Origin of the sequence: Metabacillus dongyingensis, from assembly GCF_019933155.2 — a bacterium.
Classification (GTDB): domain Bacteria; phylum Bacillota; class Bacilli; order Bacillales; family Bacillaceae; genus Bacillus_P; species Bacillus_P dongyingensis.
Genome location: NZ_CP082944.1, coordinates 3486129 through 3511330 on the forward strand (window position 1 = coordinate 3486129; position 25202 = coordinate 3511330).

The 25202-nt window shown below is 40.6% G+C and carries 25 protein-coding genes; 2 read left to right on the forward strand and 23 right to left on the reverse strand.

Going from position 1 to position 25202, the window contains the following annotated elements:
• Window positions 1-2: 2 nt before the first annotated feature.
• From K8L98_RS17230 to K8L98_RS17255, 6 genes are all read right to left on the reverse strand, one after another.
• Window positions 3-995, reverse strand: a complete 993-nt coding sequence (locus K8L98_RS17230) for a thiamine pyrophosphate-dependent dehydrogenase E1 component subunit alpha (protein WP_223436567.1) — start codon at window positions 993-995, stop codon at window positions 3-5.
• 45 nt (window positions 996-1040) lie between these two features.
• The gene (gene lpdA / locus K8L98_RS17235) at window positions 1041-2462 is read right to left on the reverse strand and encodes a dihydrolipoyl dehydrogenase (protein ID WP_223436568.1); all 1422 of its coding nucleotides are present in this window, start codon (window positions 2460-2462) and stop codon (window positions 1041-1043) included.
• A 17-nt stretch (window positions 2463-2479) separates the two neighbouring features.
• The gene (gene buk, locus K8L98_RS17240) at window positions 2480-3595 is read right to left on the reverse strand and encodes a butyrate kinase (RefSeq protein WP_223436570.1); all 1116 of its coding nucleotides are present in this window, start codon (window positions 3593-3595) and stop codon (window positions 2480-2482) included.
• A gap of 81 nt (window positions 3596-3676) precedes the next feature.
• Window positions 3677-4771 (reverse strand): branched-chain amino acid dehydrogenase, encoded by a 1095-nt coding sequence (gene bcd, locus K8L98_RS17245; protein ID WP_223436572.1) that lies wholly within the window; start codon window positions 4769-4771, stop codon window positions 3677-3679.
• A gap of 51 nt (window positions 4772-4822) precedes the next feature.
• On the reverse strand, window positions 4823-5713 hold the full coding sequence (gene yqiS, locus K8L98_RS17250; RefSeq protein WP_223436574.1) for a phosphate butyryltransferase: 891 nt from the start codon (window positions 5711-5713) through the stop codon (window positions 4823-4825).
• A gap of 146 nt (window positions 5714-5859) precedes the next feature.
• The gene (locus K8L98_RS17255; protein ID WP_223436576.1) at window positions 5860-7920 is read right to left on the reverse strand and encodes a sigma 54-interacting transcriptional regulator; all 2061 of its coding nucleotides are present in this window, start codon (window positions 7918-7920) and stop codon (window positions 5860-5862) included.
• 151 nt (window positions 7921-8071) lie between these two features.
• Here K8L98_RS17255 and K8L98_RS17260 point away from each other — a divergent pair, with 151 nt between their 5' ends.
• Entirely contained in the window at window positions 8072-8326 is a 255-nt protein-coding gene (locus K8L98_RS17260) for a DUF2627 domain-containing protein (RefSeq protein ID WP_223436578.1), read from the forward strand.
• Between the two features lie 16 nt (window positions 8327-8342).
• Here the strand turns inward: K8L98_RS17260 and K8L98_RS17265 are convergent, their stop codons facing one another.
• Window positions 8343-9065: a glycerophosphodiester phosphodiesterase gene (locus K8L98_RS17265; protein WP_223436580.1), complete on the reverse strand. Its 723-nt coding sequence runs from the start codon at window positions 9063-9065 to the stop codon at window positions 8343-8345.
• 46 nt (window positions 9066-9111) lie between these two features.
• Between K8L98_RS17265 and K8L98_RS17270 the strand changes: the two genes are divergently transcribed.
• Window positions 9112-9258, forward strand: coding sequence for a YycC family protein (locus tag K8L98_RS17270; protein WP_223436582.1), 147 nt, complete (start codon window positions 9112-9114; stop codon window positions 9256-9258).
• A gap of 600 nt (window positions 9259-9858) precedes the next feature.
• Here K8L98_RS17270 and K8L98_RS17275 read toward each other — a convergent pair.
• The 16 genes from K8L98_RS17275 to accC all read right to left on the reverse strand — a co-directional run bounded on the left by K8L98_RS17275 (window position 9859) and on the right by accC (window position 25201).
• Window positions 9859-10299, reverse strand: a complete 441-nt coding sequence (locus tag K8L98_RS17275) for a cell wall hydrolase (protein ID WP_223436584.1) — start codon at window positions 10297-10299, stop codon at window positions 9859-9861.
• A gap of 469 nt (window positions 10300-10768) precedes the next feature.
• Complete coding sequence (locus K8L98_RS17280; protein ID WP_223436586.1) at window positions 10769-10927, reverse strand: YjcZ family sporulation protein; 159 nt, start codon at window positions 10925-10927, stop codon at window positions 10769-10771.
• Window positions 10928-11230: 303 nt separating this feature from the next.
• Window positions 11231-11350 (reverse strand): multicopper oxidase domain-containing protein, encoded by a 120-nt coding sequence (locus K8L98_RS26915; RefSeq protein ID WP_223436587.1) that lies wholly within the window; start codon window positions 11348-11350, stop codon window positions 11231-11233.
• A gap of 103 nt (window positions 11351-11453) precedes the next feature.
• Window positions 11454-12245, reverse strand: a complete 792-nt coding sequence (gene spo0A / locus K8L98_RS17285) for a sporulation transcription factor Spo0A (RefSeq protein WP_223436589.1) — start codon at window positions 12243-12245, stop codon at window positions 11454-11456.
• A 302-nt stretch (window positions 12246-12547) separates the two neighbouring features.
• Window positions 12548-13837, reverse strand: a complete 1290-nt coding sequence (gene spoIVB, locus K8L98_RS17290; RefSeq protein ID WP_223436591.1) for a SpoIVB peptidase — start codon at window positions 13835-13837, stop codon at window positions 12548-12550.
• 225 nt (window positions 13838-14062) lie between these two features.
• A complete protein-coding gene (gene recN, locus K8L98_RS17295; RefSeq protein WP_223436593.1) occupies window positions 14063-15787 on the reverse strand; it encodes a DNA repair protein RecN in 1725 nt (574 codons plus the stop codon).
• Window positions 15788-15818: 31 nt separating this feature from the next.
• Complete coding sequence (ahrC, locus tag K8L98_RS17300; RefSeq protein WP_223436595.1) at window positions 15819-16268, reverse strand: transcriptional regulator AhrC/ArgR; 450 nt, start codon at window positions 16266-16268, stop codon at window positions 15819-15821.
• 127 nt (window positions 16269-16395) lie between these two features.
• Complete coding sequence (locus K8L98_RS17305; RefSeq protein ID WP_223436597.1) at window positions 16396-17238, reverse strand: TlyA family RNA methyltransferase; 843 nt, start codon at window positions 17236-17238, stop codon at window positions 16396-16398.
• A 3-nt stretch (window positions 17239-17241) separates the two neighbouring features.
• Window positions 17242-19134: a 1-deoxy-D-xylulose-5-phosphate synthase gene (gene dxs / locus K8L98_RS17310; RefSeq protein WP_223436599.1), complete on the reverse strand. Its 1893-nt coding sequence runs from the start codon at window positions 19132-19134 to the stop codon at window positions 17242-17244.
• A 305-nt stretch (window positions 19135-19439) separates the two neighbouring features.
• Window positions 19440-20324: a polyprenyl synthetase family protein gene (locus K8L98_RS17315; RefSeq protein ID WP_223436601.1), complete on the reverse strand. Its 885-nt coding sequence runs from the start codon at window positions 20322-20324 to the stop codon at window positions 19440-19442.
• Window positions 20324-20557 carry an exodeoxyribonuclease VII small subunit gene (locus tag K8L98_RS17320; RefSeq protein WP_070876663.1) on the reverse strand — a complete coding sequence of 78 codons (234 nt, stop codon included), beginning with the start codon at window positions 20555-20557 and terminating at the stop codon, window positions 20324-20326. The genes K8L98_RS17315 and K8L98_RS17320 overlap by 1 nt, the downstream gene beginning before the upstream one ends.
• Complete coding sequence (gene xseA, locus K8L98_RS17325) at window positions 20550-21902, reverse strand: exodeoxyribonuclease VII large subunit (protein ID WP_223436603.1); 1353 nt, start codon at window positions 21900-21902, stop codon at window positions 20550-20552. The genes K8L98_RS17320 and xseA overlap by 8 nt, the downstream gene beginning before the upstream one ends.
• 14 nt (window positions 21903-21916) lie before the next feature.
• Window positions 21917-22792: a bifunctional methylenetetrahydrofolate dehydrogenase/methenyltetrahydrofolate cyclohydrolase FolD gene (folD, locus tag K8L98_RS17330; RefSeq protein WP_223436604.1), complete on the reverse strand. Its 876-nt coding sequence runs from the start codon at window positions 22790-22792 to the stop codon at window positions 21917-21919.
• A gap of 31 nt (window positions 22793-22823) precedes the next feature.
• On the reverse strand, window positions 22824-23216 hold the full coding sequence (gene nusB, locus K8L98_RS17335) for a transcription antitermination factor NusB (protein ID WP_223436607.1): 393 nt from the start codon (window positions 23214-23216) through the stop codon (window positions 22824-22826).
• 201 nt (window positions 23217-23417) lie between these two features.
• A complete protein-coding gene (locus K8L98_RS17340) occupies window positions 23418-23825 on the reverse strand; it encodes an Asp23/Gls24 family envelope stress response protein (protein WP_223436610.1) in 408 nt (135 codons plus the stop codon).
• Between the two features lie 23 nt (window positions 23826-23848).
• Entirely contained in the window at window positions 23849-25201 is a 1353-nt protein-coding gene (accC, locus tag K8L98_RS17345; RefSeq protein ID WP_223436611.1) for an acetyl-CoA carboxylase biotin carboxylase subunit, read from the reverse strand.
• Window position 25202: the final 1 nt, after the last annotated feature.

Genomic DNA, 25202 nt, shown 5'->3' on the forward strand with positions numbered 1-25202 from the left:
CCTTACTCTGCGTATACGTATTTAAGTGCAGACTCTGCATCTGCATATGGAGCACTTTCAGCGTAATCTGTTGCTTCGTTTACAACCTTCATAATCTCGTCATGAATTTCTTTTTCCTTCTCATCCGTCATGACGCCAGTCTCTTTTAAATAAACGGCAAATTTTAAGATCGGATCATTCTTCTTAGCTTCTGAGACTTCTTCCTGTCCGCGGTATGAACGGTCATCGTCATCACTTGAGTGAGGAGTTAAACGGTATGAGATTGCTTCTATCAGTGTAGGGCCCTCTCCGCGGCGCCCTCTGTCTGCAGCTTCTTTTACAGCCTGGTACACTTCAAGCGGGTCATTTCCATCCACTGTATAGCCAGGCATTCCGTAGCCAATCGCACGGTCTGAGATTTTCTCGCATGCAACTTGCTTTTCGTATGGAACGCTGATTGCATATTTATTGTTTTCACACATAAAAATGACAGGAAGCTTATGTACTCCGGCAAAGTTTGCTCCTTCATGGAAGTCTCCCTGGTTTGATGATCCTTCTCCGAACGTGACAAACGTAACAAGATCCTTCTTCTCCATTTTGCCGGCAAGAGCAATTCCAACGGCATGAGGCACTTGAGTTGTAACCGGTGATGAGCCTGTAACAATGCGGTTTTCTTTTTGTCCAAAGTGACCTGGCATTTGGCGTCCGCCTGAGTTTGGATCTTCTGCTTTTGCAAAACCCGAAAGCATCAATTGCTTTGCAGTCATGCCAAACGCAAGAACAACACCCATATCCCGGTAGTAAGGTAGTGCATAGTCTTTTTTGCGGTCAAGAGCAAACGCAGCACCAACCTGAGCCGCTTCCTGTCCCTGACATGAAATAACAAATGGAATTTTTCCTGAACGGTTCAACAGCCACATGCGTTCATCGATTTTGCGCGCCATGACCATTGTTTCATACATTTCAAGAACATCTTGATCAGATAAACCAAGTGTTTTATGACGATTCTCAGCCATCATTTTGCCTCCTCAAAAATCAGTATGTAAGGGACATGATCCCTTTTAAGAGTGGATTGCTTTCCCATCAACTGCAAGTGCCGCTTCACCTATTGCTTCAGATAGCGTTGGATGAGGATGAATGGTTTGTCCAATTTCCCAAGGAGTTGCATCAAGCACCATAGCAAGCCCTGCTTCAGATATCATATCTGTCACATGTGGTCCAATCATATGAACACCAAGGAGATCATCTGTTTTTGCATCAGCTATTAATTTGACAAACCCATCAGATTCCCCAAAAACAAGCGCTTTGCCGATTGCACGGAATGAAAATTTGCCTGTTTTCACTTCAAAACCCGCTTTTTTCGCTTCATCTTCTGTATACCCGACGCTTGCAATTTCAGGTGTACTGTATACACATCTGGAAACTTTTTTATAATCAATTGCAGAAGGCGTATGTCCTGCAATATGCTCAACAGCTGTAATGCCCTCATGTGAAGCAACATGCGCAAGCTGAAGGCCGCCTACAACGTCTCCAATCGCATAGATATGTGATTCTTTAGTCTGCATGAATTGATTCGTTTTAATAAAGCCATTCTCAAGCTGAATATCTGTGTTTTCAATGCCGATGCCTTCAACATTTGCCTGACGTCCGACTGAAACAAGAATTTTTTCAGCAGAGAAGGTTTTTACATCACCTTTATGTTCAGCACTGATAGAAACAGCTTTTCCTTTTTCAAGGGTTTCAGACAGCACTTTAGCACCTGTTACAACGTTAATTCCTTTTTTCTTAAGCAAGCGCTGCATTTCTTTCGATATTTCAGCATCTTCAGTAGGCAGGATACGATCTGCGTACTCAAGTACAGTGACTTCCAGTCCAAAATCAGACAGCATAGAAGCCCACTCTATTCCGATTACCCCTCCGCCTACAATAATGATTGATTTAGGCAGCGATTCAAGCACAAGAGCTTCATCAGACGTTAAAACAGACTCACCGTCAATTTCCAGACCTGGCAGACTGCGGGGTCTTGAGCCTGTAGAGACAATCACATTTTTAGGAATAAGCATTTCATTTTCCTCGCCGTTATTCATCTCAACAGAAATTGTTCCGGGCATTGGAGAGAAAATAGAAGGACCCAAAATACGGCCAGTTCCTTCATAAACATCAATTTTCCCTTGCTTCATTAAATGCTGAACGCCTTTATGAAGCGTATCAATAATCGATTGTTTCCGTTCCTGAACCTTCGTGAAATCAAGCTCAACTCCTGAAGTAATAACGCCAAACTCTTCGCTTCTTTTTGCAGTTGCAAATACTTCTGCACTTCTGAGCAATGCTTTGCTTGGAATACATCCCGCATGAAGACAAGTGCCTCCAAGTTTTCCTTTTTCAACAATGGCTGTTTTTAAGCCAAGCTGGCTTGCGCGAATTGCAGCTACATATCCGCCTGTTCCCCCGCCTACAATGACGAGATCATAATCTGTTGCCATACTGATGCTCCTCTCTATTAAATCTGGTTGTAGATCTTAGAGTTCACTTTTTTATTTGGATATTCTTTCGCCTCTTCTTCACCTCTGAGAACGCGAAGAGCTCCTTCCGTTAATGCCTGAAGTTCATTTTCACCTGGAAATACATTCACATCTGCGATCCAGTCTATGTAGGAAGAGATTTCTTTAACGAATTTTTTCCCGTAGGCAAGACCGCCTGTTAGAATAATCGCATCAACTCTCCCTTTTAAAACGGAGCTTGCTGCACCTATTTCTTTGCCGATTTGATAGGCCATTGCATCAAATATCAGTTTAGCCTTTTGATTTCCTTCAGCAATCATGCGTTCTACCTTCTGGCCATCATTGGTGCCAAGATAACCAACAAGCCCGCCATTGCCGACAAGCATTTTCATAACTTCCTCGCGATAGTAGTCACCTGAATAGCATAGATTCACCAGATCTCCAGCAGGAACTGTCCCTGCACGTTCAGGACTGAATGGTCCATCTCCATGCAGGCCATTGTTGACATCAATTACTTTCCCGAGCTTGTGAACTCCGACCGTTATCCCGCCGCCCATATGAGCCACAATCAAGTTCATTTCGCTGTATTTTTTTCCGTACTGCTGAGCAACTTTTCTCGCAACGGATTTTTGGTTTAATGCATGAAAAATGCTCTTTCGTTCAATAGATGGAACTCCGGATACTTTCGCGATCGTTTCCATTTCATCAACAACGACCGGATCCACAATGAAAGAAGGAATATTTAACCCGCCGGCTATTTCAAATGCTATGATGCCTCCCAAATTTGAAGCGTGCTGTCCTGCAAAACCGATGCGAAGATCGTGAAGCATTTGTTCATTCACATGATAAGTTCCGCCCTCTATTGGGCGGAGCAGTCCGCCTCTTCCGCATACTGCGCTTAATTTAGAGATATTAATGCCTTCTTCATCCAGCGTTTCAAGTATAGTCTGTTTCCTGAATTCATATTGATCAATGATGCTGTTAAAGGCATTTATTATATCCGCATCATGCCGGATTGTTTTTTCAAAAATAGATCGTTCATTATCAAATACACCAATTTTCGTCGAGGTTGAACCGGGATTTATGACGAGAATCCGATATTCTTTTTCTTGCAACTTCTAAAACCTCCAAATATGAGAAAGATCAGACAGCGTTCTTACACGCTGTCTGCGTATCTCATCTCAAAAAATTGCCTATTAGCGTCGGCTTAAAATGTGCTGGCCATTTTGCAGAAACTGGCTGCGTGAATTTCTCATTCTTTCGATGCGCTCTTCAGCCAGACGATCAGCAGCCGCATATGTCGGGATGCCGTCTCGTTTTGCAATTTCAAATACTCGTTCAATATTTTGATAAATGCCCTCTACTTTTTTCATTGCTCTTTCGCTGTTGTACCCAAGCAGCTCATCTGCTACGTTTATCACGCCGCCTGCATTAATGACATAGTCTGGTGCGTATGCAATTCCCATTTCATGAATCGTATCGCCATGACGAGTTTCTCTTAACTGGTTATTGGCAGCACCTGCAATGACCTTGGCTTTAATTTGAGGAATTGTATCGTCATTAATAGTAGCTCCAAGCGCACATGGTGCATAAATATCGCAGTCCACTCCGTAAATTTCATCAGGATTTACTACTTTGGCACCGAAAGCTTCAACAGCTCTTTGAACTGCTTCTTTATTAATATCCGTCACAATCAGCTGTGCGCCTTCTTCGTGCAAATGTCTGCAGAGGTTGAAAGCAACGTTGCCGACACCTTGAACTGCAACAGTCTTGCCTTCCAATGAATCTGTTCCAAACGCAGCTTTTGCAGCAGCTTTCATTCCGCGGTATACACCGAATGCCGTTACAGGTGAAGGGTTTCCTGAAGATCCGAAAGCAGGTGAAATACCCGTTACAAAATCTGTTTCTTCGTGGATCAAGTCCATATCTTCCACAGTAGTGCCTACATCTTCAGCCGTAATATAACGGCCATTTAGTCCTTGAATGTAACGGCCGAAAGCGCGGAACATTTCTTCATTTTTATCTTTGCGCGGATCCCCGATGATGACTGTTTTTCCTCCCCCAAGGTTTAACCCTGCGGCTGCATTTTTGTAAGTCATGCCTTTAGCCAAACGAAGAGCATCTTCAATAGCATCGGCTTCTGAAGCGTATGTCCACATGCGCGTTCCGCCAAGTGCAGGACCTAAAGTTGTATCATGAATAGCGATAATAGCTTTTAAACCTGATTGTTTATCTTGGCAAAAAACCAATTGCTCATAATCATATTGTTCCATATATTTGAAAATTTCCATGTGTAAATCCTCCTAATGTTCTTTTCATATTCTTAAGTTTAGCTTTTTCCCTTAACTTGAACAAATCGCCAAAGCTAGCGAATAAAGTTTGCTTTCGGCTGAATCAGCACGGCTTGTTAAAACAATCGGCGCTTTTGCCCCTGCAACAATGGCTCCTACTTTTGCATTTGCAAAATACATGAGCGATTTATATAAAACATTTCCAACTTCAATGGTTGGTACTAAAAGGATATCAGACTGTCCTGCCACTTCGCTTTTGATGCCTTTATGCTCTGCAGCTTCAAATGAAACAGCATTATCAAGTGCAAGAGGACCATCAACGATACAATCTTTAATCTGGCCTCTTTTGTTCATTTGCGTTAGAGCAGCAGCATCAATCGTTGCCTGCATGGAAGGATTTATAACTTCAACAGCTGCAAGCGGAGCCACCTTTGGAATGTCTATTCCAATCTTCCTTGCAACCATGACAGAATTTGCAAGAATTTGCTTTTTCTGGTCTAGATCTGGTGCAAGATTCATTGCTGCATCCGTTACAATTGTATATCTGTCGTAGCCGGGCACCTCAAAAACAGCAACATGTGAAAGAATTTTGCCTGTTCGAAGTCCGTATTCCTTGTTTAAAACAGCCTTTAAAATAACGGCAGTCGGAACATTTCCTTTCATTAAAACATCAGCTTCATTTTGAAAGACAGCTTTAACTGCAAATTCTGAAGCCTGGTCAACGGATCTTGCATGCCTAATTGAAAACTTGTTTACATCCGTACTTCTTTCTTGAAGCATGATTTCGATTTCTTCTTTATTTCCGAACAAAATAAAATTGGCAAGCCCCCGCTCTGAAGCCTCTATAACTGCTTCAAGCACTTCTGCATCTTCTGCAGATGCAACTGCTACCGTTTTGTTCTCAAGCCGGGCTGCTTTTTCTAGCAGGTCTTCTAAGTTCATCGTGTTTTCAATCCCTTCAAGATGTATTCACAGCACCCGTTATTTTATAATGCAAGAAGCGTGCCAACATAAAAACATGTAAACGCTTCATCTTTTCATACAGAAAACATGCATTTTTTTTCATACCTTGCAATTAATTGCATGCATTACTTTGCAAGATTGTATTTTTCTATTTTATAATACAGGTTTCTAAGCGAAATACCTAATGAAAGGGCGGTTTTTGTCCGATTAAAGTTATGCTTGTTCAGTGCTTCCCTTATGAGCACTTCCTCAAGCTGCTCTATGGATTCTGCAAGAGTTTGATTGCCTGCACTTTCTATGGGATAGGCTTTTCCGCCTGACTTTTTTTCATCATTCTGCGCAAGTTCCGGCAAATGCGTAGCGGCAATTTCCATTTCATTGTATTTCATAAAAATCATGGCTCTTCCAATGACATTCTCAAGTTCTCTTACATTCCCGGGCCAGCTGTGCGCAACAAGCCTGTCCAAAGCTGATTCTTCAATTCCTTCAATACTTCTGCCATAGTCCTGATTTAGTTTCCTGATTAGGTGCTCAGCAAGCATTGGGATATCTCTTTTTCTGTTCCTGAGCGGTGGAATGGAAATTGGGTAGCGATTTAATCTGTAATACAAATCTTCTCGGAAAGTGCCGTCTGCCATAGCTTTTTCTATATTAATATTTGTTGCGGCAATGACTCTCACATTGATTGGAATGGACTTTGTCGAACCGACCCTGACAATTTCTTTTTCCTGCAGCACCCGAAGCAGTTTGGCCTGTACATTTGCCGAAAGTTCTCCAATTTCATCCAGAAAAATGCTCCCTTTATTGGCTTCTTCAAAAAACCCTCTTTTTCCGCCCCGTTTCGCTCCTGAGAATGCCCCTTCCTCATAGCCAAACAGTTCACTTTCAAGCAGTGTTTCTGAAATAGCCGCACAATTCACACGGATAAACTTGTTATACTTTCTGTCACTTGCGTTATGTATCGCATGGGCAAATAGCTCTTTTCCTGTCCCTGATTCCCCTCTGAGAAGAACAGTCGCAGGTGTTTTAGCTCCAAGCTTGGCCTGCTCAATCGCAAGTTTGATTTCTTCGCTTGCTCCAATGATATCTTCAAAGGCATACTTCGCTTCTAGTGTTCTGATAATTTGTCTGGCCCTGTTCAATTCTGTTGTTAAAGTTTGGATCTCGGACATATCATGAATAATGCCCACACTTCCTTTTAGTATCCCATCCACAATGATCGGAGCTACATTTACAATGACATCTTTCTTGCCCGGACCCACCTTCATCCTCACGCCTCTTACAGGTCTCCTCGTTTCAAGAACCTTCATATGCATGCTTTCACCTTCAGAAATATCAGCCGTTGCAGGCTTTCCCAGCACTTGTTCTTCTGTCAGGCCAGTCATCCTTGAATAGGCAGGATTGATTAGAATTCCTCTTCCTTCTTCATCTACAACAGAAATGGCCTCGTCAGATGATTGAATGATGGCCTGAAGGAGCGTTTGAATCTCCTTTAAGTTCGTCATCTCTTCTGCCAGGTTCACTATATCAGTGATATCTTTAAACAAAGAAAGGGCGCCGAGCAGTGCTCCTGTGTCATCAAAGATCGGGATCCTCGTCGTAATGATTTTAAGACCATTTTCAAGAACCTGTTCCTGATTCATTTCGACTTCTTTTGTTTTCAGAATCCTTGGAAGCTTGCTTGAAGGAATCATCTTTTCGATTAGACGGCCAATTACATCTCCCTTTTTTAGCCCTGTCATCCGCTCTGCTGTTTTATTAAATAGGATAACCCGTTCCTTATCATCAATGACGATCATGCCATCATTCGTTGAATCAAAAATAGTTTCATGTTTATGTGTTATATCCTTTAAAGCTGTAATCAAATTTTCTTTCTGATTGATAAGATTGGAAATGATGTGAGCGACAGTGCCCGGAATAATAACCGTATTCCTGCTTCTGCATTTAAGAAGGTCCTCAAAGACCTCATTGCTGCCAGTTGCCTCTATGACAATATTGATCTTATTGGATAAAAGCGGCTTCCATTCAGAACTTGTCAAGATTCCCAGCTTTTTTGCAAGCTGCATTCCTGGCGCATCCGGCTCAATATCCACAACCGCTATGATTTCCATAGCTTTTATTTCCATAAGCATTTTGAGCAGTGTTGTCCCGCCTTGTCCCGCCCCCACCAACAAGACCTTTTGCATAATGATTACCCCTTACCGTTTTATGTAATATATAATTATAAATGATTTTTGCAAAATTTTGCACAGTTTCATCATATCAGTTTTTGTTCACTTGACAAATTGTTTTTTTCGTTGAACAATTTAAAAGACGAAGGGGAAAGGATTACAAAAAATGATACGAATTTTCGCTCTATTAATAATGGTGATACCTGGAGTTTTGGCAGGCTACGGCATTAAATTAATGCGTGACATGCTCTTCGGTATTCTTCAGGCACCTTTTCCAAACCTATGGCTGCAATTTATTGCCGGGCTGCTTTTATTTGCAGGAGGATTAAGTTTTGTTGCAGGATTTATTTTTTACCGTGACCGCAAACGAAATAAAGTGCAGAAAAAATTTCAGAAAAACAAAAGAACCCCGTTAGTTTGAGATAAACGGGGTCAAATTATTTCTTTTTTAACGATAAAGCTTTTTCGGGATAATCCGTGAAAAATCCTGCACACTCTGCTTTAAAAAGGAATTGCATTGTCTGCTCATCGTTGACAGTAAAAGGACGAACTTGAATACCGTTAGCCTGAGAATGGAAGATGACATGCGGGTCAGCGGCATAATGAACAGGATGGATCGCTCTTGCTGAGAGTGTCTTAGCATAATTCCATGGTTCAAACAGCCTTTCGCTTAAAAGAGCTGCTGTTTCCAGTTCACTTGAGATTCTATGACACAGCATCAGGCTTTCATGGTTAAAAGATGAGAGAATGACTCGATTTTGCAGTTTGTAAGTGAAAATCTGCTGTATCACCTTTTCTTCAAGCTCCTGATATGGAATCCGGTCATTTTTAAGTTCAATATTCAGAAGAAAATCTGAAGAACTGCTCCATGCCAGCACTTCTTCAAGGGATGGGATAAATGCTTTTCCGGAGTACTCAGGAAAAAGATAGCTTGCATCCAGGTTTTTAAGCTGCGAAAAGGTTAAGTCTTTTACAAAACCTTTGCCATTTGTAGTACGGTCAACCGATTCATCATGAATGACAACTGGAACTCCGTCCTTCGAGAGGTGAACATCTAATTCAATTCCATCTGCACCTGATTCAATCGCTGCCTTAAAAGAAGGCATCGTATTCTCAGGACAGGTACCTGCAGCACCGCGGTGTCCAAATATTTTGGTCAAAAACATCACCTGTTTCATTATTTTTTGAAAGGAGCATGAAAGACCTATGAGACCACTACCAATATCAGCTGAAACAGCGATAAAGCTTGCTGAGGAACTAAACGTGCCGATTGAACAAATCATGCATATGCCTCAGCATATCCTTCTTGCTAAGCTCGCTGAAATGCAGAATAAGAAAGACAATAAAGAGTAAAAGCTAAGAACCCAATTTCAGTTGATTGGGTTCTTTTTTATCATCCAGCTTCTAAGATTCTATCCCTATCAAGAAGCTTTATCAGCTTTAGAAAAATTTCCTTAACCTTTTCTTAACTGTATTTTAGCATCTTCATATGTAAAGAGGTAGCCCCAAATTGGAAAATTTTTCTTAGGCATTGTTACTTTCTCTGTTTTCAAACTTCTTCCACACCAACTATATGAACATGATTTTTTCTTAATAAGATCTCTTGTTTCTTTACTTCTTTTCACTGGTTGAACTTTTTGAAAGTCTCTGTAATTTTTTCTTCAATATATGCAATGTGTTCCTCATAAAAATATCTTACGAAATAAAAAGGGAACTTCCTGGTTAGCAGGTGATCCCTTTTTTTATATATCAAATATTTAGAAATAGTATTTTATCCAAGAAAGCAAGATTTTGAAAAAGTGTACAACTAAAGGGTTTCAATCTTTTTTTCTGCCGACAGCTGATACATTACCTACAGGAGTTGCATTGAATGAATATGGTTGGCTACAAGCACCTGCGACTAAAAATTTTGTATTCGTAGCACCAAAAAGGCAAATTACAGTAAAACTCCACCTAACCGCTATAAACAGTATCACATGTTCCAGGTTTAGGTTCATAATAACAATGTTGTTTAAATTGACCCGCAAAAGGTTGATCGTACCATGTTGGAGGGCATGGAGCATATGGATTAAAATACCAAAGAGCATATTTCCCTGGGTGCTGTCTCCAATAATCCAAATTCTGTTTTGCTAATCTTTTTTCAACAGTTCTCGCTCTATTATAAAATACATTACCTTTTTGAACAGCTTCAAAAGAATAATTTCCTCCTTGTACATGAAAAATGACTTGTGGAATTGATCTTAAATTTTTAAAGTCTAAACAATTTGCTTTAAGACGATTAACAATTACATTGCCTACATATAACATTCCTTGTTTTCCTTCACCTTCGGCTTCTGCTCTCATCATCCTTGCCATTAAATCAACGTCTGAATTTCGGTAACTTACTCTTGGCATTTTTTCACCCCAAAAATATAGTATGAAAAAAAACCTGCATTGATGTCATTGTTTATAAAATAAGAATGCTTAGTTTTTAAGTAAGATGAAAACTATGGCATTCTTTTTTACACCTTTATTCAACTAAACTGCCCAAGTCCATAATAAGGAAATCGCGATCACACTGTGCTGCAATCGCAACCTTTACATAAACTGCTCCTTTAATTTCGAATAGCATTCAATAAGAGGCGGTTTAATTGCCTCCTTTAATGGAATAACTACAATATGGCCTCAGTCCTAAGTTTGCTCACTCAACTCATAACTTACGCACCCGTTAATTGAACAAGTATATGCTGCTTTTCAATCCAATCTTCAGCCGGTTTTAATTAAAAAGTGTGGAAATTGAATATTAATTGTGATCATTAACAATCGGATTTAAATAAGATGACACCAGTTCAATACTGAAGTCATCTTATAAAATAAATATGATTTAATATCGACCAATAAAGCTAGCACCAATAATGATTAGTAAAATAAACAGGACAACAATTAGTGCGAAGCCACCACCGTAGCCACCGCCGTAGCCACCGCCGTAACCACCACAGCAACGACCGCCGTAACCGCCGCCAAAACCACCATAGCCAAACATCCATATCACTCCTTTTAAGCATTTATTTGGAGATTAATCCTGAAAAAGTGACTTCAATGATAATAATCCCTAAATATACTATGTAAAGCATGTAATAATGATTGGGTTGCAATAAGTGAATAAACATATATTAAACTGTAATTCCCCCTGCAGCATGGCCTTACAGCGGTTTTAATGTCAAAATTTTTGGAGGTACTCAGACTGGAGATATTAAATATAACTGCCTCTTCAGCGGAAAAATTCATGTTACGAGTTCAACTTGTACATAATTGATTTTGATAACTAGAATCTTTAAGGCAATACTTAAACGGATCTCATCATTTCAATACCCGCATGTTCAAGTATATGGCAATGCCATACATATCCAGGACCAAGGCTGGAGGTAAAGACAAAATAAAAAGACCAACGAATTTTTTTGTTCATTGGTCATTCCAGAAAAAGTTTATAGGTTTTGAAATCGATCATTCGTATAAATTCTAAAAATTCGTCAGCTTACAAGACACCAGCTTCTAAGATTCTATCTCTCTCAAGAAGCTTTATGCTCTAAACGCAATTTGTCAGCGACCATTGCGATGAATTCAGAATTAGTTGGTTTAGCTTTAGACATGCTTACTGTATATCCGAATAAAGAGGAAATGGATTCAATATTCCCCCGGCTCCATGCTACTTCAATCGCATGACGGATTGCACGCTCGACACGGCTTGCTGTCGTATTATATTTTTTGGCGATATCAGGGTATAGTACTTTCGTTATAGAACCGAGCAGTTCGATATCATTATAAACCATTGAAATGGCCTCTCTTAAATATAAATAGCCTTTAATGTGAGCAGGAACGCCTATTTCGTGAATAATGCTTGTAATGTTTGCATCAAGGTTTCTTCCTTTATTTTCTGACTGGGATCTGAGAGAGGAGTTCGATCTTGAAAGAATCGGTGCTGCTGATTTACCGCTGACTTGTCGAATATGATTGACCAGGTTTTCCATATCAAAAGGTTTTAAAATGAAATATGAGGCACCAAGGTCAACTGCTTTCTTTGTAACATCTTCCTGTCCAAAGGCAGTCAGCATGATGACGTTAGGCTGTTTGGATTTTTCCATCTCCCTCACTTTTTCTAAAACAGCAAGTCCGTCCAGATGAGGCATGATAATATCCAAAACAAGCACATCAGGGTCTTTATCCTTTAACATATTCAGACACTCTTGTCCGTTATATGCAATGCCAAGCACTTCCATGTCTTCCTGACTTGAAATAAATTCATCCAAAAGCCCCACTAACTCGCGATTATCGTCAACGACACACACTTTTATATTCTTCAATTAAGCTTCCTCCTCAGTCTTCATTTCCCGCCTAAATCGATAGTATCTCTATACATCATTCTAAATGAGAATTTCGACAATGCAACATAAATTCCTCTTATTTTTTTAAAAAATACCAAAAAAATGAAATTTCTAAATTATTCTTCAATTTCCTCACGATTTCGACGTTTTACACTATTTAACATTTCCAAGGTTAAACAGTTTTGTCGAAAAATCTTCTTTCACTTATTTTACCTAATTGTGAACGATAAATAAAGCCAAAAAAAATAGCTGTTAAGAAACTTGTCTCAACAGCTAATTTATCAGCTCGCTTTTTTTGCATCTTTATGATAAATATCAATGCCCGCTTCACTCAGCATCCATTCGATATGAACGCCATAACCTGAAGTTGGGTCATTTACAAATACATGTGTGACGGCTCCTATCACTTTTCCATTTTGAATAATCGGGCTACCGCTCATCCCTTGAACAATTCCGCCTGATTTCGCTAAAAGCGCCGGGTCGGTAATCTTTATAACCATCCCTTTAATAGCAGGAAACTTTTGAGGAGTTGAACTGACAATTTCCACATCAAATTCTTCCACTTTGTCCTGATCGACTACCGTCAATATGTGAGCCGGACCTTCCTTTACTTCGTTCGATAACGCGATTGGCATCGGCTCATCATAAAGACCATTTGACATGTCCTCATTCAGCTTGCCAAATATTCCGAATGGGCTGTTGCGCGTAATATTGCCGATCACTTGACGGTCGCTTGAAAACCTTGCCAGCTTTTCACCAGGATTTCCGTTGCTTCCTTTTTCAATCGATGTCACCGTAGATCTGACAACTTGGCCATCCTGAACGACTATCGGCTTTTTCGTATCCATATCTGAAATCACATGGCCCAGGGCCCCATATTTTTTTGAATTAGGATCATAAAATGTCATGGTCCCAATTCCGGCTGCAGAGTCACGTATATATAAACCAATTCGGTAGGCACGTTCATTCTCATCTTTAAGAGGAACTAATTTCGTTTCAATTTCTTTATTTTCTCTTGATATGACTAAATCCAAAGGCTTGCCTGTTTTTCCTGCATCCTGAATAAAAGGTGTTACATCACTCATGTTTTCGACTGTAGAGCCATTTATCTTTTTTATAATATCACCGACTTGGACACCTGCAATTTCGCCAGGTGATTTTTTACCTTCGGCTGTTTTAATTTGATGATGACCTACAACCAGAACACCAAGCGTATTCAGTTTTACACCGATTGATTGGCCGCCTGGTATGATTTTAAAATCTTCAAGCACTTTTACATTCACTTTTTTAATTGGAATACCGGCTAAATCAAATACTATTTCGCCAACTCCGCTTTGCTTGCCTTCAATCTGAAGGGATTCAGCGCCAGTTTTAATAGAAAAAACATGTTCTGAATCGCCGGAGTTTGCACCAGCCTGCAGAGATGTTTCCATTGATAATTGCTGATTTTCAAATACGGTTAAAGAATTTGGCAATTGAATGTATTCTTTAACAGGTTTTACAAATCCTAAACTCATTAAAGAAACAAGGAGAATACAACCAATTATTTTTCTAATTTTATCAAAGCTCAAATATACACACTCTCCTCGCTCCTGACACCACACCAATACATTGGCTACATTCATTAATTTTGCCTTCTGAAGGCGCATTTATAACTGATATAAAAAGAAAATGTTGCTGATTTGATGTATAACGTGTTTAATGCACAGAAAAAAGGAAGGGATTGAATCCCTCATCCGGATATTCCGGTCTGTATAGCCGGCAAACAAAAAAAATACTGCCGATGATGGCAGTATTTACAGGCTCTTGACCGTATCAGCAAGAGCCAGCAGTTCTTTTGCATGCTGTTTTGTTAAATCCGTTACTTCAACGCCGGCAATCATCCTGCCGACTTCTTTTATTTTTTCCTCTTCTAAAAGAGGTTTTACGCTTGTTTTGGTTCTTCCTTTAACTGTTTCTTTTGAAATGAAAAGGTGTGTATCGGCCATTGCCGCAACTTGCGGAAGATGTGTAATACAAAGCACTTGCGAACCGACAGATACTTTATAGATTTTTTCTGCAATCGCCTGGGCGACACGGCCGCTGACACCTGTATCCACTTCATCAAAAATAATTGAGGTGACACCCTGATGCTTTGAAAAGATGCTTTTCATTGCAAGCATGATTCTTGAAAGCTCTCCGCCAGAAGCAATTTTAGAAAGCGGCTTTAATGGTTCTCCAGGATTTGTCGATATGTAAAATTCCGTTTCATCCACACCATTTTCACCAAATTTCGCAGGGACACCATCAATTTGAGGTGCATCCTTGCTGCCTTGCCTAACACTAAAAACAACTTCAAATTTTGTTTTTTCCATATATAATTCTTTCAGCTCCCGCTGAATTTGCTTCGTCAGCTCAGCAGCACTTTTTTTCCGGACGGCTGTCACGTTCTTTGCTTCAACGATAAGATCTTTCACAAGGCTGTCTAACTCGTTTTTCAGCTTGAACAAATGACTGTCACGGTTTTGGATTGTATCTATTTCCTCTTCAATTGCTGCTGCATATTCAAGGATTTCTTCTACATCCTGTCCGTATTTTCTTTTGAGATGCGTAATTTCGCCAAGTCTTGTTTCAATTTCATTCAACCGCTCTGGATCAAATTCCAATTGATCGAGCTCATTTCGAATCTGAAAGGATAAATCCTCAAGCATGTAATAGCAGTTCGAAATGGTTTCGGACATTTCTTTCAGCGAGTCATTAATAGCTGATACCTCTTCTAATTGACTCATGGAATGTCCAATATAATCTAGCCCTCTTTGCTCGCCGTGCAAGGCATTATAGCTGTTTTGAAGTGATTCAAATATTTTTTCAAAGTTGGATATTTGGCTTTTTTCCTCCATAAGCCGCTCATCTTCCTTGATTTTCAAATCTGCCTTTTCTATTTCTTCAAGCTGAAATTGAATCAAGTCAAGCCTGTGGGCCATTTCCTGTTCATTTTCAGACAGCTGTTTTATTTTTTTCACGAGCTTAGCATATGTATTGTAAATTTCTCTGTATGAAGCAAGAGCATGATTAATTTTTCCGGAACCGAACTGATCGAGAAGCTTCCAGTGATTTTCTTCGTTCATAAGCTCCTGATTGTCATGCTGTCCATGAATATCAATAATCATTTGTCCGATTTCCCTGAGAATTCCAATGGTTACAAGCTTCCCGTTAATACGGCAAATGCTTTTTCCCGAGGATGAAATGTCGCGTCTTAAAACAATCATGCCGTCGCTCGTGTCGATTCCAAATTCATTGCATCTGTCTATACATGGATGTTTTTCATCATCAAGTAAAAAAAGACCCTCTAATTCAGCACGTTTCTCCCCGTAACGAACAAATTCAGATGAGCCTCTTCCGCCGACAAGCAAATGGACGGCATCAATGATAATGGATTTCCCTGCTCCGGTTTCTCCAGTTAGTACTGTCAGCCCTTTCTCAAAGGAGACAGTCAATGATTCAATGATTGCAAAGTTTTTTATTGAAAGTTCCGCTAACACAGCGCCGGATCCCCCCTCAAATGTTTCATTATTACAGCATATCTAGAAAACGCTTAGAAATGGTCGCAGTATCCTCTGGCGACCGGCAAATGATGAGAATCGTATCATCTCCGCAAATTGTGCCCAAAATCTCATTCCAATCAAGATTATCAATTAACGCCCCTATGGCATTTGCGTTGCCCGGCAATGTTTTCATGACAATGTTATGCCCTGCTGAATCAATTTTTACGAAGGCGTCCATTAAAGCCCGCTTCAGCTTTTGCAGCGGATTAAAACGCTGATCTGCCGGAAGGCTGTATTTGTATCTGCCGTCAAGCATAGGCACTTTAACGAGATGAAGCTCTTTTATATCCCTTGAAACAGTGGCCTGTGTCACGTTGAAGGCAGCTTCCTTAAGCATGTCCACTAACTCATCCTGAGTTTCAACTTCATTATGAGTAATCAGCTCGCGGATTTTTATGTGTCTTTGACCTTTATTCATTAGGCACCCCTTGTTAACTGTATGTTTATACTGAATATGTTATATGATATCTGCAAAAAAGTACACGTTTTTGTCGAAGTGTGTGTTCTTATTTTAATCAAAACAAACAGGAATAATAGCTGCTCTATTATTCCTGTTCCGATTTTTTGCTCTTTAGTTCATCATGGGCATTTTCCACAACACTGTCGATTGTATTTGGCAGCCTCATTGTCCCAGACTCGTCTGACCCATTCCAGCGCAGATGCAGCAGGAATTCAATGTTGCCGTCTCCTCCTGTTATGGGAGAAAAAGACAGATTACAGCAGTCATATCCTTCTTTTAACGCGAAATCAGTAATATATTCCAAAACCATCCTATGCGTTTTTGGTTCTCTGACAATCCCTTTCTTGCCCACCAGTTCCCTTCCGGCTTCAAACTGAGGTTTAACAAGAGCGATGCAGTCACCGCCGGCAATAAGAATTTTTTTAAGTGCAGGCAAAATTAATGTCAGAGAGATAAACGAAACATCTATGGAAGCTATTTCAGGCAGTCCTTCCGTAAAATCAGCAGGAGTGGAATATCTGAAATTTGTCCGTTCCATCACAACAACCCGTTCATCCTGACGAAGTTTCCACGCAAGCTGATTATAGCCAACATCAAGGGCATATGACAGCTTGGCCCCATTTTGCAGGGCACAATCAGTAAATCCGCCAGTTGAAGAACCAATATCAAGGAGAATTTTATTTTCTACGGTAAGATCAAATTCCTTTAATGCTTTTTCAAGCTTCAATCCGCCCCGGCTTACATAAGGCAGTATATTGCCCTTAATGGTAAGATTCATGGCCGGATCCACTTTCTCGCCCGGCTTTTCAACTCTTTCTTCATTTGCATAAACAAGCCCCGCCATAATGGCGCGCTTAGCTTTCTCTCTCGTTTCAATCAGCCCTCTTTCAACGAGGAGAATATCAATTCTTTCTTTTTTCGAACCCATTCACTAAACCCTTTTCTCTTTCGCTTTTGATATGCTTAATATCCGTTCCTCTGCGTGAGCAGCTGTTAAACCTATTTCATTCATCAGTTTACTTACACTGCCATGCTCAATGAAACGGTCAGGAATGCCCATTCGGTCTATAACAGCATCTGAATAGCCTTGCTCTTGAGCAAACTCAAGCACTGCACTTCCAAATCCGCCTTGCAGAACAGCCTCTTCGATTGTCAGCACCGGTAATTTTTCAATAAAGATCTGTGAAAGCATGGCATCATCAAGAGGTTTGATAAATCTTGCATTGACAACACGGACCGAAATGTCTTTTTCCGCCAGGCTTTCTGCAGCCTGCATAGCCATTTCAATCGTGGTGCCGAATGTCAGAATAACAGCATCTGTCCCCTCTCTGATTACTTCCCAGGTTCCAATAGGAATTTCTTTTAACTCATCATCCATTTTCACGCCAATTCCATTCCCTCTTGGATAACGAAGCGCTATTGGTCCTTCATTGTATTTGAGCGCAGTATAGACTAAATGCTGCCCTTCATTTTCATCTTTTGGCATCATGATTACCATGTTCGGCAAATGTCTCATGAACGCGATATCAAAGACACCCTGATGCGTCTCTCCATCAGCACCAACTAATCCCGATCGGTCAATTCCTATGAACACATTCAGGTTTTGACGGCAAATATCATGAACAACCTGATCATAAGCACGCTGAAGGAAGGTTGAATAAATGGCCAGAAACGGTTTCATATCTTGAGTTGCAAGGCCTGCAGCTACAGTTGTTGCATGCTGTTCTGCTATTCCTACATCAAACATTCGGTCAGGAAACTCGCTTGCAAAGCCTTCAAGCTTTGAACCGACAGGCATAGCTGGTGTAATTGCAACGATACGATCGTCTTCACGCGCCATTCTTCTAACTGTCTCACTGACAAGACTGCTCCATGCAGGGCCCGCTGTTTCACCTTTTACAAAATCTCCCGTTTCAATCTTATATGGGCCAGTTCCATGCCATGTTCCAATTTTATCTGTTTCTGCAGGCTGATAACCCTTGCCTTTTTTTGTAATGACATGCAAAAGTACAGGTCCTTTTGTTTTCTTTGCATACTGCAGATTTTCAAAAAGATCATCATAATTATGTCCATCCACAGGACCAAGATATGTAATTCCAAGCTCCTCGAAAAAGATGCCTGATACAAGCATATATTTTAAGCTGTCTTTTACTCGTTCGGCAGTAGCTGCAAGCTTTCCGCCAACTGCAGGGATTTTTTTAAGAATATATTCAAGCTCATCTTTTACCCATTGATATTTGCCGGCAGTTCTTAATTTTCCAAGCACATTATGAAGAGCACCGACATTTGGTGCGATTGACATCTCATTATCATTTAAAATGATGATCATATCTTTTTGTTCATGTCCGATATGATTAAGTGCTTCAAGAGCCATACCTCCAGTCAGGGCGCCATCCCCGATAATCGGCACGATATGATCTTTCGTTCCCTTTAAATCTCTTGCAATGGCCATGCCCATTGCTGCAGATAAAGAAGTGGAACTGTGTCCTGTTTCCCAAACATCGTGTTCACTTTCGTTGCGTTTAGGAAATCCGCACAGACCCTGATATTGTCTGATTGTATCGAATTCGCATGCTCGTCCAGTCAATATTTTATGAACATACGATTGATGCCCGACATCCCACAGGAATTTATCATTTGGGCTGTCAAATATTTTATGCAAAGCAATTGTCAGTTCCACAACACCGAGGTTAGGACCGATATGTCCGCCGCTGACAGAGAGCTTCTCAATTAAAAATTTACGGATTTCAGCACTCAATTGCTCAAGTTCATTATTTGATAGCTTTTTAAGGAATGAAGGGTCTTTAATGGATAACAGATCCAAATGGATCACTCACTTTCAGTTCATTTTCTACCTGGTTCTTTTAGTATAAAATAGCCGCTAACACAGCTGTGATAACGGCGACATTTGCAGCATTTCATGAAATTCTATTTTCATCCTGGTATCCCGCGCTGTTTGGAAGAGATATGTATAAAATATGGTGTAAGTATAACATACCGTTATAAAAACCTCAATTTGATGGTGTGCTATAACAGATTGAAGAGGTTTTCATGCAGTTGGAGAAACGGAATAGAGGGGGAAAAACGTTTATAACCAAAAACGTGACAATCAGCTGTCACGTTTTTGATTTAATGATCTCTTGAAGCAATTAAATCGCATAATTCTTCAAGTAACCCCGATTGGATATTTATATTTGCCAAAATGGCTTTAGCATGGCTGATGTGATCTTCAAGTTTCTGTTTTGCACCTGGTAAAGTCAGCAGGGATGGATAGGTTGTTTTTTTATTTGTTTCATCCGATCCGACAGGTTTTCCTATTTTAGATTGCTGGCCTTCAATGTCTAAAATATCATCCTGAATTTGAAAAGCAATTCCAATGTGATAGGCAAACTCACGCAGCTTTGCGATTTCATCATTGGATGCTTCAGCTAAGATTGCTCCTGCGATAATGCTGAAAGCCAATAGTTTTGCCGTTTTATGTTCATGAATATACTCTAATTCTGAAAGCTGCAGGTTTTTTGCTTCCCCCTGCATGTCTGCCACCTGACCGCCGACCATTCCTTCAATGCCAGAAGCTTTTACTAATTCGCTGATCAATGCAAGGCGTTTCTCTGCAGAGATGTCCTGCTGATCAGCTATAAGACCAAAACTGTGGGTCAACAGACCGTCTCCTGAAAGAATAGCGAGCGCTTCTCCGTATACTTTATGATTTGTTGGTTTTCCCCTTCTCAAATCATCATCATCCATTGAGGGAAGGTCATCATGAATGAGGGAATATGTATGAATCATCTCCACTGCACAAGCAGCAGGAATACCAATCTCTTCACGCTTTCCAAAAGCATTCAGCACAGCTAATACCAGTGCTGGACGAATCCTTTTGCCTCCGGCGCTCAGTGAATAAATCATCGCTTCCTTAATAGAAGCAGGACCTTTAAGGCCGCTGACGTATAAAGGCAATTTCCCCTCAATTAATTCTTTTCTGGAAGAAAGAAAATTATCTAGAGACAGCGTCATTACTCTTCCTCCTGCAGATCAAAAGGAGCAAGCTCTCCGTCCTCGCGGAGAATCTGATCCATTTGCTTTTCAACCGTCTGCAGCTTATCATGGCAAAGTTTTGAAAGCTTCATCCCGTCTTGAAAATAAGCAATTGCTTTCTCTAAAGGCACATCGCCCTCTTCAAGCTTTTCAACTATTTGTTCAAGCTCTTCCATTGCTTGTTCAAAAGTAGCTTCTTTTTTTTCACTCATAAGCTTTTCGTTCCTCCACTCCTGTAACTTGGCAATTAACATGCCCGTCCTGCATTTGAATGTGAAGTTTATCACCGGTTTTGACTTGTGAGATGCTTTTCACGAGATCTTCGTCCTGATAAGCAATGCTGTATCCGCGCTCCATTATTTTCAGCGGGCTCAGTGCGTTCAGGCTTGCAGCCATTGACTGAAATTCAGTCTGTTTTTGACGCAGCAGAACGGACATATCTCTAGTCATTTTCTTTATCAATTGCTGATGCTTCTCTTTTTCACGATGGATTTGTTCACGGGGATGCAGACGGTATAACCGTTTTTTTAATTGATCATAATTGTCCTTTTTCAGCTGAATAGACCTAAGGCTTTCTTTTTGCAGTGACTCTACTAGATCATCGAGCTGCTGTTCCTTTTGCTGATACAGCTGCTTCGGATATTTGAAGGCATACGACTTTTGGTAGTAGGCCAATTGCTCTTTTTTCGCTGAAATCTTTTCCTGCATAGCACGCAGCAAACGTGTTTGCCTATTGGTTGTCCGCTCCAGCAGCTCTGCAAAATGCGGCACTGCAAGCTCTGCAGCTCCCGTTGGAGTAGGCGCCCTTAAATCGGCAACAAAATCTGCGATTGTATAATCCGTTTCATGTCCCACTGCCGAGATAACCGGAACTTTGGAACTGAAAATTTCTCTTGCAACCATTTCTTCGTTAAAAGCCCATAATTCTTCAATGGATCCACCGCCGCGGCCAACAATAAGCACGTCCAGATAGCCTAATGCATTGGCCTGCTTAATCGCTTTGACAACTGATGGGCCAGCATGGATTCCCTGCACAAGTGCAGGGAGAATGATGACTTTTGCAGAAGGATAACGGCGCTTGATTGTAATTAAAATATCCCGGACTGCAGCTCCCGTAGGCGAAGTAATGACGCCTATTGTTGAAGGGTATTTAGGAATCGGCTGTTTGTGCTTTTGATCAAACAGCCCTTCTTGTTCGAGTTTCTTTTTTAGTTCCTCATACGCAAGGTACAGACTTCCAATACCGTCAGGCTGCATTTCTTTCACGTATATTTGATAGGTGCCGCTCGGTTCATACACCGAAATTTCGCAGCGCAGCAGCACTTTCATGCCATTTTCAGGCTTGAATTTAAGCGATGAATTTTGACCTGCAAACATAACGGCTGCAATTCGCGCCCCTTCATCCTTTAATGTGAAATACATATGGCCGCGGCTGTGCATTTTAACATTCGAAAGTTCCCCCTTCACCCAAATATCCTTCAGGTGGGGATCTACATCAAATTTTCGTTTAATATACTTTGTTAATGCCGTAACTGTCACATGCTTGATTTCACTCATTGAGCAGGACTCCTTTAAAGCTCTTTACTTACCTGCAGTCTAACAGCTGAAATTCTTGCTGATTTTACTACATTGTGAGCAAGCATTGTAATCGTCATCGGACCTACTCCGCCCGGAACAGGAGTGATATGGCTGGCGATTTGCTTCGCATCTTCAAAAACGACATCTCCGCACAGCTTCCCTGTTTCAAGCCTGTTCACACCAACATCGATAACTACAGCATTCTGTTTTATATGCTCGCCTGTTATGAAATTAGCTCTGCCCACAGCAACAACCAAAATATCGGCTTGCTTCGTTACTTCTTTTAAGTCTGGAGTTCTTGAATGACAATACGTTACGGTAGCATGCTCATTCAAAAGCAAAATACCGACCGGCTTACCTACGATATTGCTGCGTCCTACCACTACAACATGTTTGCCGGCAATTTCAATGTTTGCAGATTTTATCATTTCTACGATTCCTGCAGGTGTACAAGGCAAAAACGTATCTTCTCCGATCATCATTTGTCCGATATTCAGAGGATGAAATCCATCTACATCTTTTGCAGGAGAAATTTTTTCAATGACTGCTTTTTCTTGAATATGGTCCGGTAATGGAAGCTGAACTAGGATGCCGTGGCAGCTTTCATCATGGTTATATTTATCAATAACATCCAAAAGCTCTTCTTCTTTCATTGTTTCAGGAAAATGTTCAAGCGTGAATGCCACCCCGATTTCTTCTGACGCTTTCTGTTTTCCTTTAATATAAGAAATAGATGCTGGATGATCGCCTACTAAAATTACGACAAGTCCCGGTACGACACCTTGCTCTTTTAATTCTTTCACTTCTTGTGCAAGCTGTTTGCGTTTTTCCTGTGCTAATTCTTTTCCGCTGATTATTGAAGCTGTCATTGTTTTGTTCCTCCTCGGATGTTATGATTGCTTATTTTTCAATAGTATGCTTAATGTTTGAGAGGACACCATTAATAAACTTAGGTGATTGATCATCCCCAAAAGTTTTTGCGAGTTCAATTGCTTCGTCGAGAGTTACATTAACTGGAATTTCATCAATATACATCATTTCGTATACCGCAAGACGCAGTACAGATCGATCTACATTTGCAAGTCTTTCGAGTTTCCATTTCACTAAATGAGGTTTAATTTGCTCATCGATCTCTGCCATATGCTCAATTGTTCCTAGAACAAGAGCAGTCATAAACTCATCCAGATCTTCCCCGTCAAGCGCATGAGACATCGCTTCTTTTGGTTCAATATCACTTACATCTATTTGAAAGAGTGCCTGCAGCGCTTTTTCCCTTGCTAATCTTCGTTTCATTTGTTCTTGCTCCTTTATGTACAAAAATGTCGAAATGTCATAAAAAGATAATACCATATTTCACTGACAGAAGCACATCGTTAAAAACGTTTTCTGCTGAAATACCGAATAAAAAACTTCATACACATTTTATTATTCGTAGTTAATCAAATGTTCAATCTATTTAAGAAAAAAAAAACCAAAGGAAGATCTCCTCTGGCTTTACATTTCCTGGTCAATTTCAATTTCCTGAGACTTTGTTTCAAACTGAATTCCAACTACATGGATGTTGATTTCATTGATTTCAAGTGCTGTCATGTTGTATAAAGCTTGTCGCGTATTATCCTGAATGCGCTGAGCAACTGTAGGAATTGAAACTCCGAACATCATGACACAATATACATCAATCGTAATTCCATCTTCTGAAAGATCAACTTTTACACCTTTACCGTGATTCTTTTTCCCTAAACGCTCAACTACGCCAGATGCGAAGTTGCCGCGCATTTGGGCAACGCCTTCTACTTCGGAAGCTGCAATCCCGGCAATAACCTCAATGACCTCAGGAGCAATTTCAACTTTGCCAAGACCATTTTCTTCATGAGTCATTTCAAGTAATTTGTTTTCTTTCAAGAATCAGCACCTCCATATATTTTTCAAGCTTCCATTACTTTATGGATTTCTAAAAATTTCGTATTAAACTCTCCTGAAACAAACGTTTCATGTTCAAGCAGCTTTTGATGAAAGGGAATCGTTGTTGAAATCCCTTCAATCACAAATTCACCAAGGGCACGTTTCATTCTCGCGATTGCTTCCTCACGCGTTGCACCATACGTAATCAGTTTCGCAATCATCGAATCATAGTATGGCGGAATTGAATAGCCCGGGTACACAGCTGAATCTACTCTAACACCCAGTCCTCCGGGCGGCAAGTACATTTCTATTTTACCAGGTGACGGCATAAAATTCTTCTCCGGATTCTCCGCGTTGATACGGCATTCGATGGACCAGCCATTGAAGACCACATCTTCCTGTTTAACTGAAAGGGCAGATCCTGATGCTACTTTAATCTGTTCTTTGATCAAATCAATGCCGGTTACCATTTCAGTCACGGGATGTTCTACTTGAATACGTGTATTCATTTCCATGAAATAAAACTTATTTTCAAGATAATCAAAAATGAATTCTACCGTTCCCGCTCCTGTGTAATTTACAGCCTCTGCTGCTTTAACAGCAGCTCTCCCCATGATCTCGCGCATTTCCGCCGACAATGCAGGAGAAGGTGTTTCTTCAAGCAACTTTTGGAGCCTGCGCTGAATTGTACAATCTCTTTCACCTAAATGAATGACATTGCCAAGCGAATCCGCCATAACCTGAATTTCCACATGTCTGAAATCCTCAATGTACTTTTCAATATAGACGCCTGGATTGCCAAAAGCAGTTGCTGCTTCCTGCTGAGTAATTTGAATGCCTTTAATCAGCTCTTGTTCCGTTTTTGCAACGCGGATGCCTTTTCCGCCGCCGCCTGCTGTTGCTTTGATTATAACAGGATATCCGATATCATTAGCAAGCGAAACAGCGTCGCCTGAATCTTTAATAATTCCCTGTGAACCTGGAACAATTGGAACTCCCGCTTTTCTCATCGTTTCTCTTGCAACATCCTTGGTTCCCATTTTTGAAATCGCGTCTGCGCTTGGTCCTACAAAGATTATGTTGCATTCCTGGCATAGCTCTGCAAAGTCAGCATTTTCAGCTAAAAACCCGTAGCCCGGGTGGATTGCATCACTGCCTGTCAATGTTGCAACACTAATAATGTTCGTGAAATTCAAATAGCTGTCTTTTGACGCTGTCGGTCCGACGCAAAATGCTTCATCTGCCAGCTGGACATGTAAAGAATCTCTGTCTGCTTCTGAGAAGACTGCAACCGTCTCTATTCCAAGTTCTTTGCATGCCCGAATAATCCGAACCGCAATTTCTCCTCTGTTTGCTATAAGCAATTTCTTAATCATA

Coding starts and splice junctions, on each gene's coding strand:
- K8L98_RS17315 (WP_223436601.1), bottom strand. CDS start 20,324: ATGACGCTGTCTCTAGATAATTTTCTTTCTTCCAGAAAAGAATTAATT.
- K8L98_RS17280 (WP_223436586.1), bottom strand. CDS start 10,927: ATGTTTGGCTATGGTGGTTTTGGCGGCGGTTACGGCGGTCGTTGCTGT.
- K8L98_RS17275 (WP_223436584.1), bottom strand. CDS start 10,299: ATGCCAAGAGTAAGTTACCGAAATTCAGACGTTGATTTAATGGCAAGG.
- bcd (WP_223436572.1), bottom strand. CDS start 4,771: ATGGAAATTTTCAAATATATGGAACAATATGATTATGAGCAATTGGTT.
- yqiS (WP_223436574.1), bottom strand. CDS start 5,713: ATGAACTTAGAAGACCTGCTAGAAAAAGCAGCCCGGCTTGAGAACAAA.
- K8L98_RS17255 (WP_223436576.1), bottom strand. CDS start 7,920: ATGCAAAAGGTCTTGTTGGTGGGGGCGGGACAAGGCGGGACAACACTG.
- K8L98_RS17305 (WP_223436597.1), bottom strand. CDS start 17,238: ATGGGTTCGAAAAAAGAAAGAATTGATATTCTCCTCGTTGAAAGAGGG.
- K8L98_RS17270 (WP_223436582.1), top strand. CDS start 9,112: ATGAGACCACTACCAATATCAGCTGAAACAGCGATAAAGCTTGCTGAG.
- lpdA (WP_223436568.1), bottom strand. CDS start 2,462: ATGGCAACAGATTATGATCTCGTCATTGTAGGCGGGGGAACAGGCGGA.
- ahrC (WP_223436595.1), bottom strand. CDS start 16,268: ATGAATAAAGGTCAAAGACACATAAAAATCCGCGAGCTGATTACTCAT.
- xseA (WP_223436603.1), bottom strand. CDS start 21,902: ATGAGTGAAATCAAGCATGTGACAGTTACGGCATTAACAAAGTATATT.
- K8L98_RS17260 (WP_223436578.1), top strand. CDS start 8,072: ATGATACGAATTTTCGCTCTATTAATAATGGTGATACCTGGAGTTTTG.
- K8L98_RS26915 (WP_223436587.1), bottom strand. CDS start 11,350: ATGAACAAAAAAATTCGTTGGTCTTTTTATTTTGTCTTTACCTCCAGC.
- accC (WP_223436611.1), bottom strand. CDS start 25,201: ATGATTAAGAAATTGCTTATAGCAAACAGAGGAGAAATTGCGGTTCGG.
- K8L98_RS17230 (WP_223436567.1), bottom strand. CDS start 995: ATGGCTGAGAATCGTCATAAAACACTTGGTTTATCTGATCAAGATGTT.
- nusB (WP_223436607.1), bottom strand. CDS start 23,216: ATGAAACGAAGATTAGCAAGGGAAAAAGCGCTGCAGGCACTCTTTCAA.
- folD (WP_223436604.1), bottom strand. CDS start 22,792: ATGACAGCTTCAATAATCAGCGGAAAAGAATTAGCACAGGAAAAACGC.
- K8L98_RS17320 (WP_070876663.1), bottom strand. CDS start 20,557: ATGAGTGAAAAAAAAGAAGCTACTTTTGAACAAGCAATGGAAGAGCTT.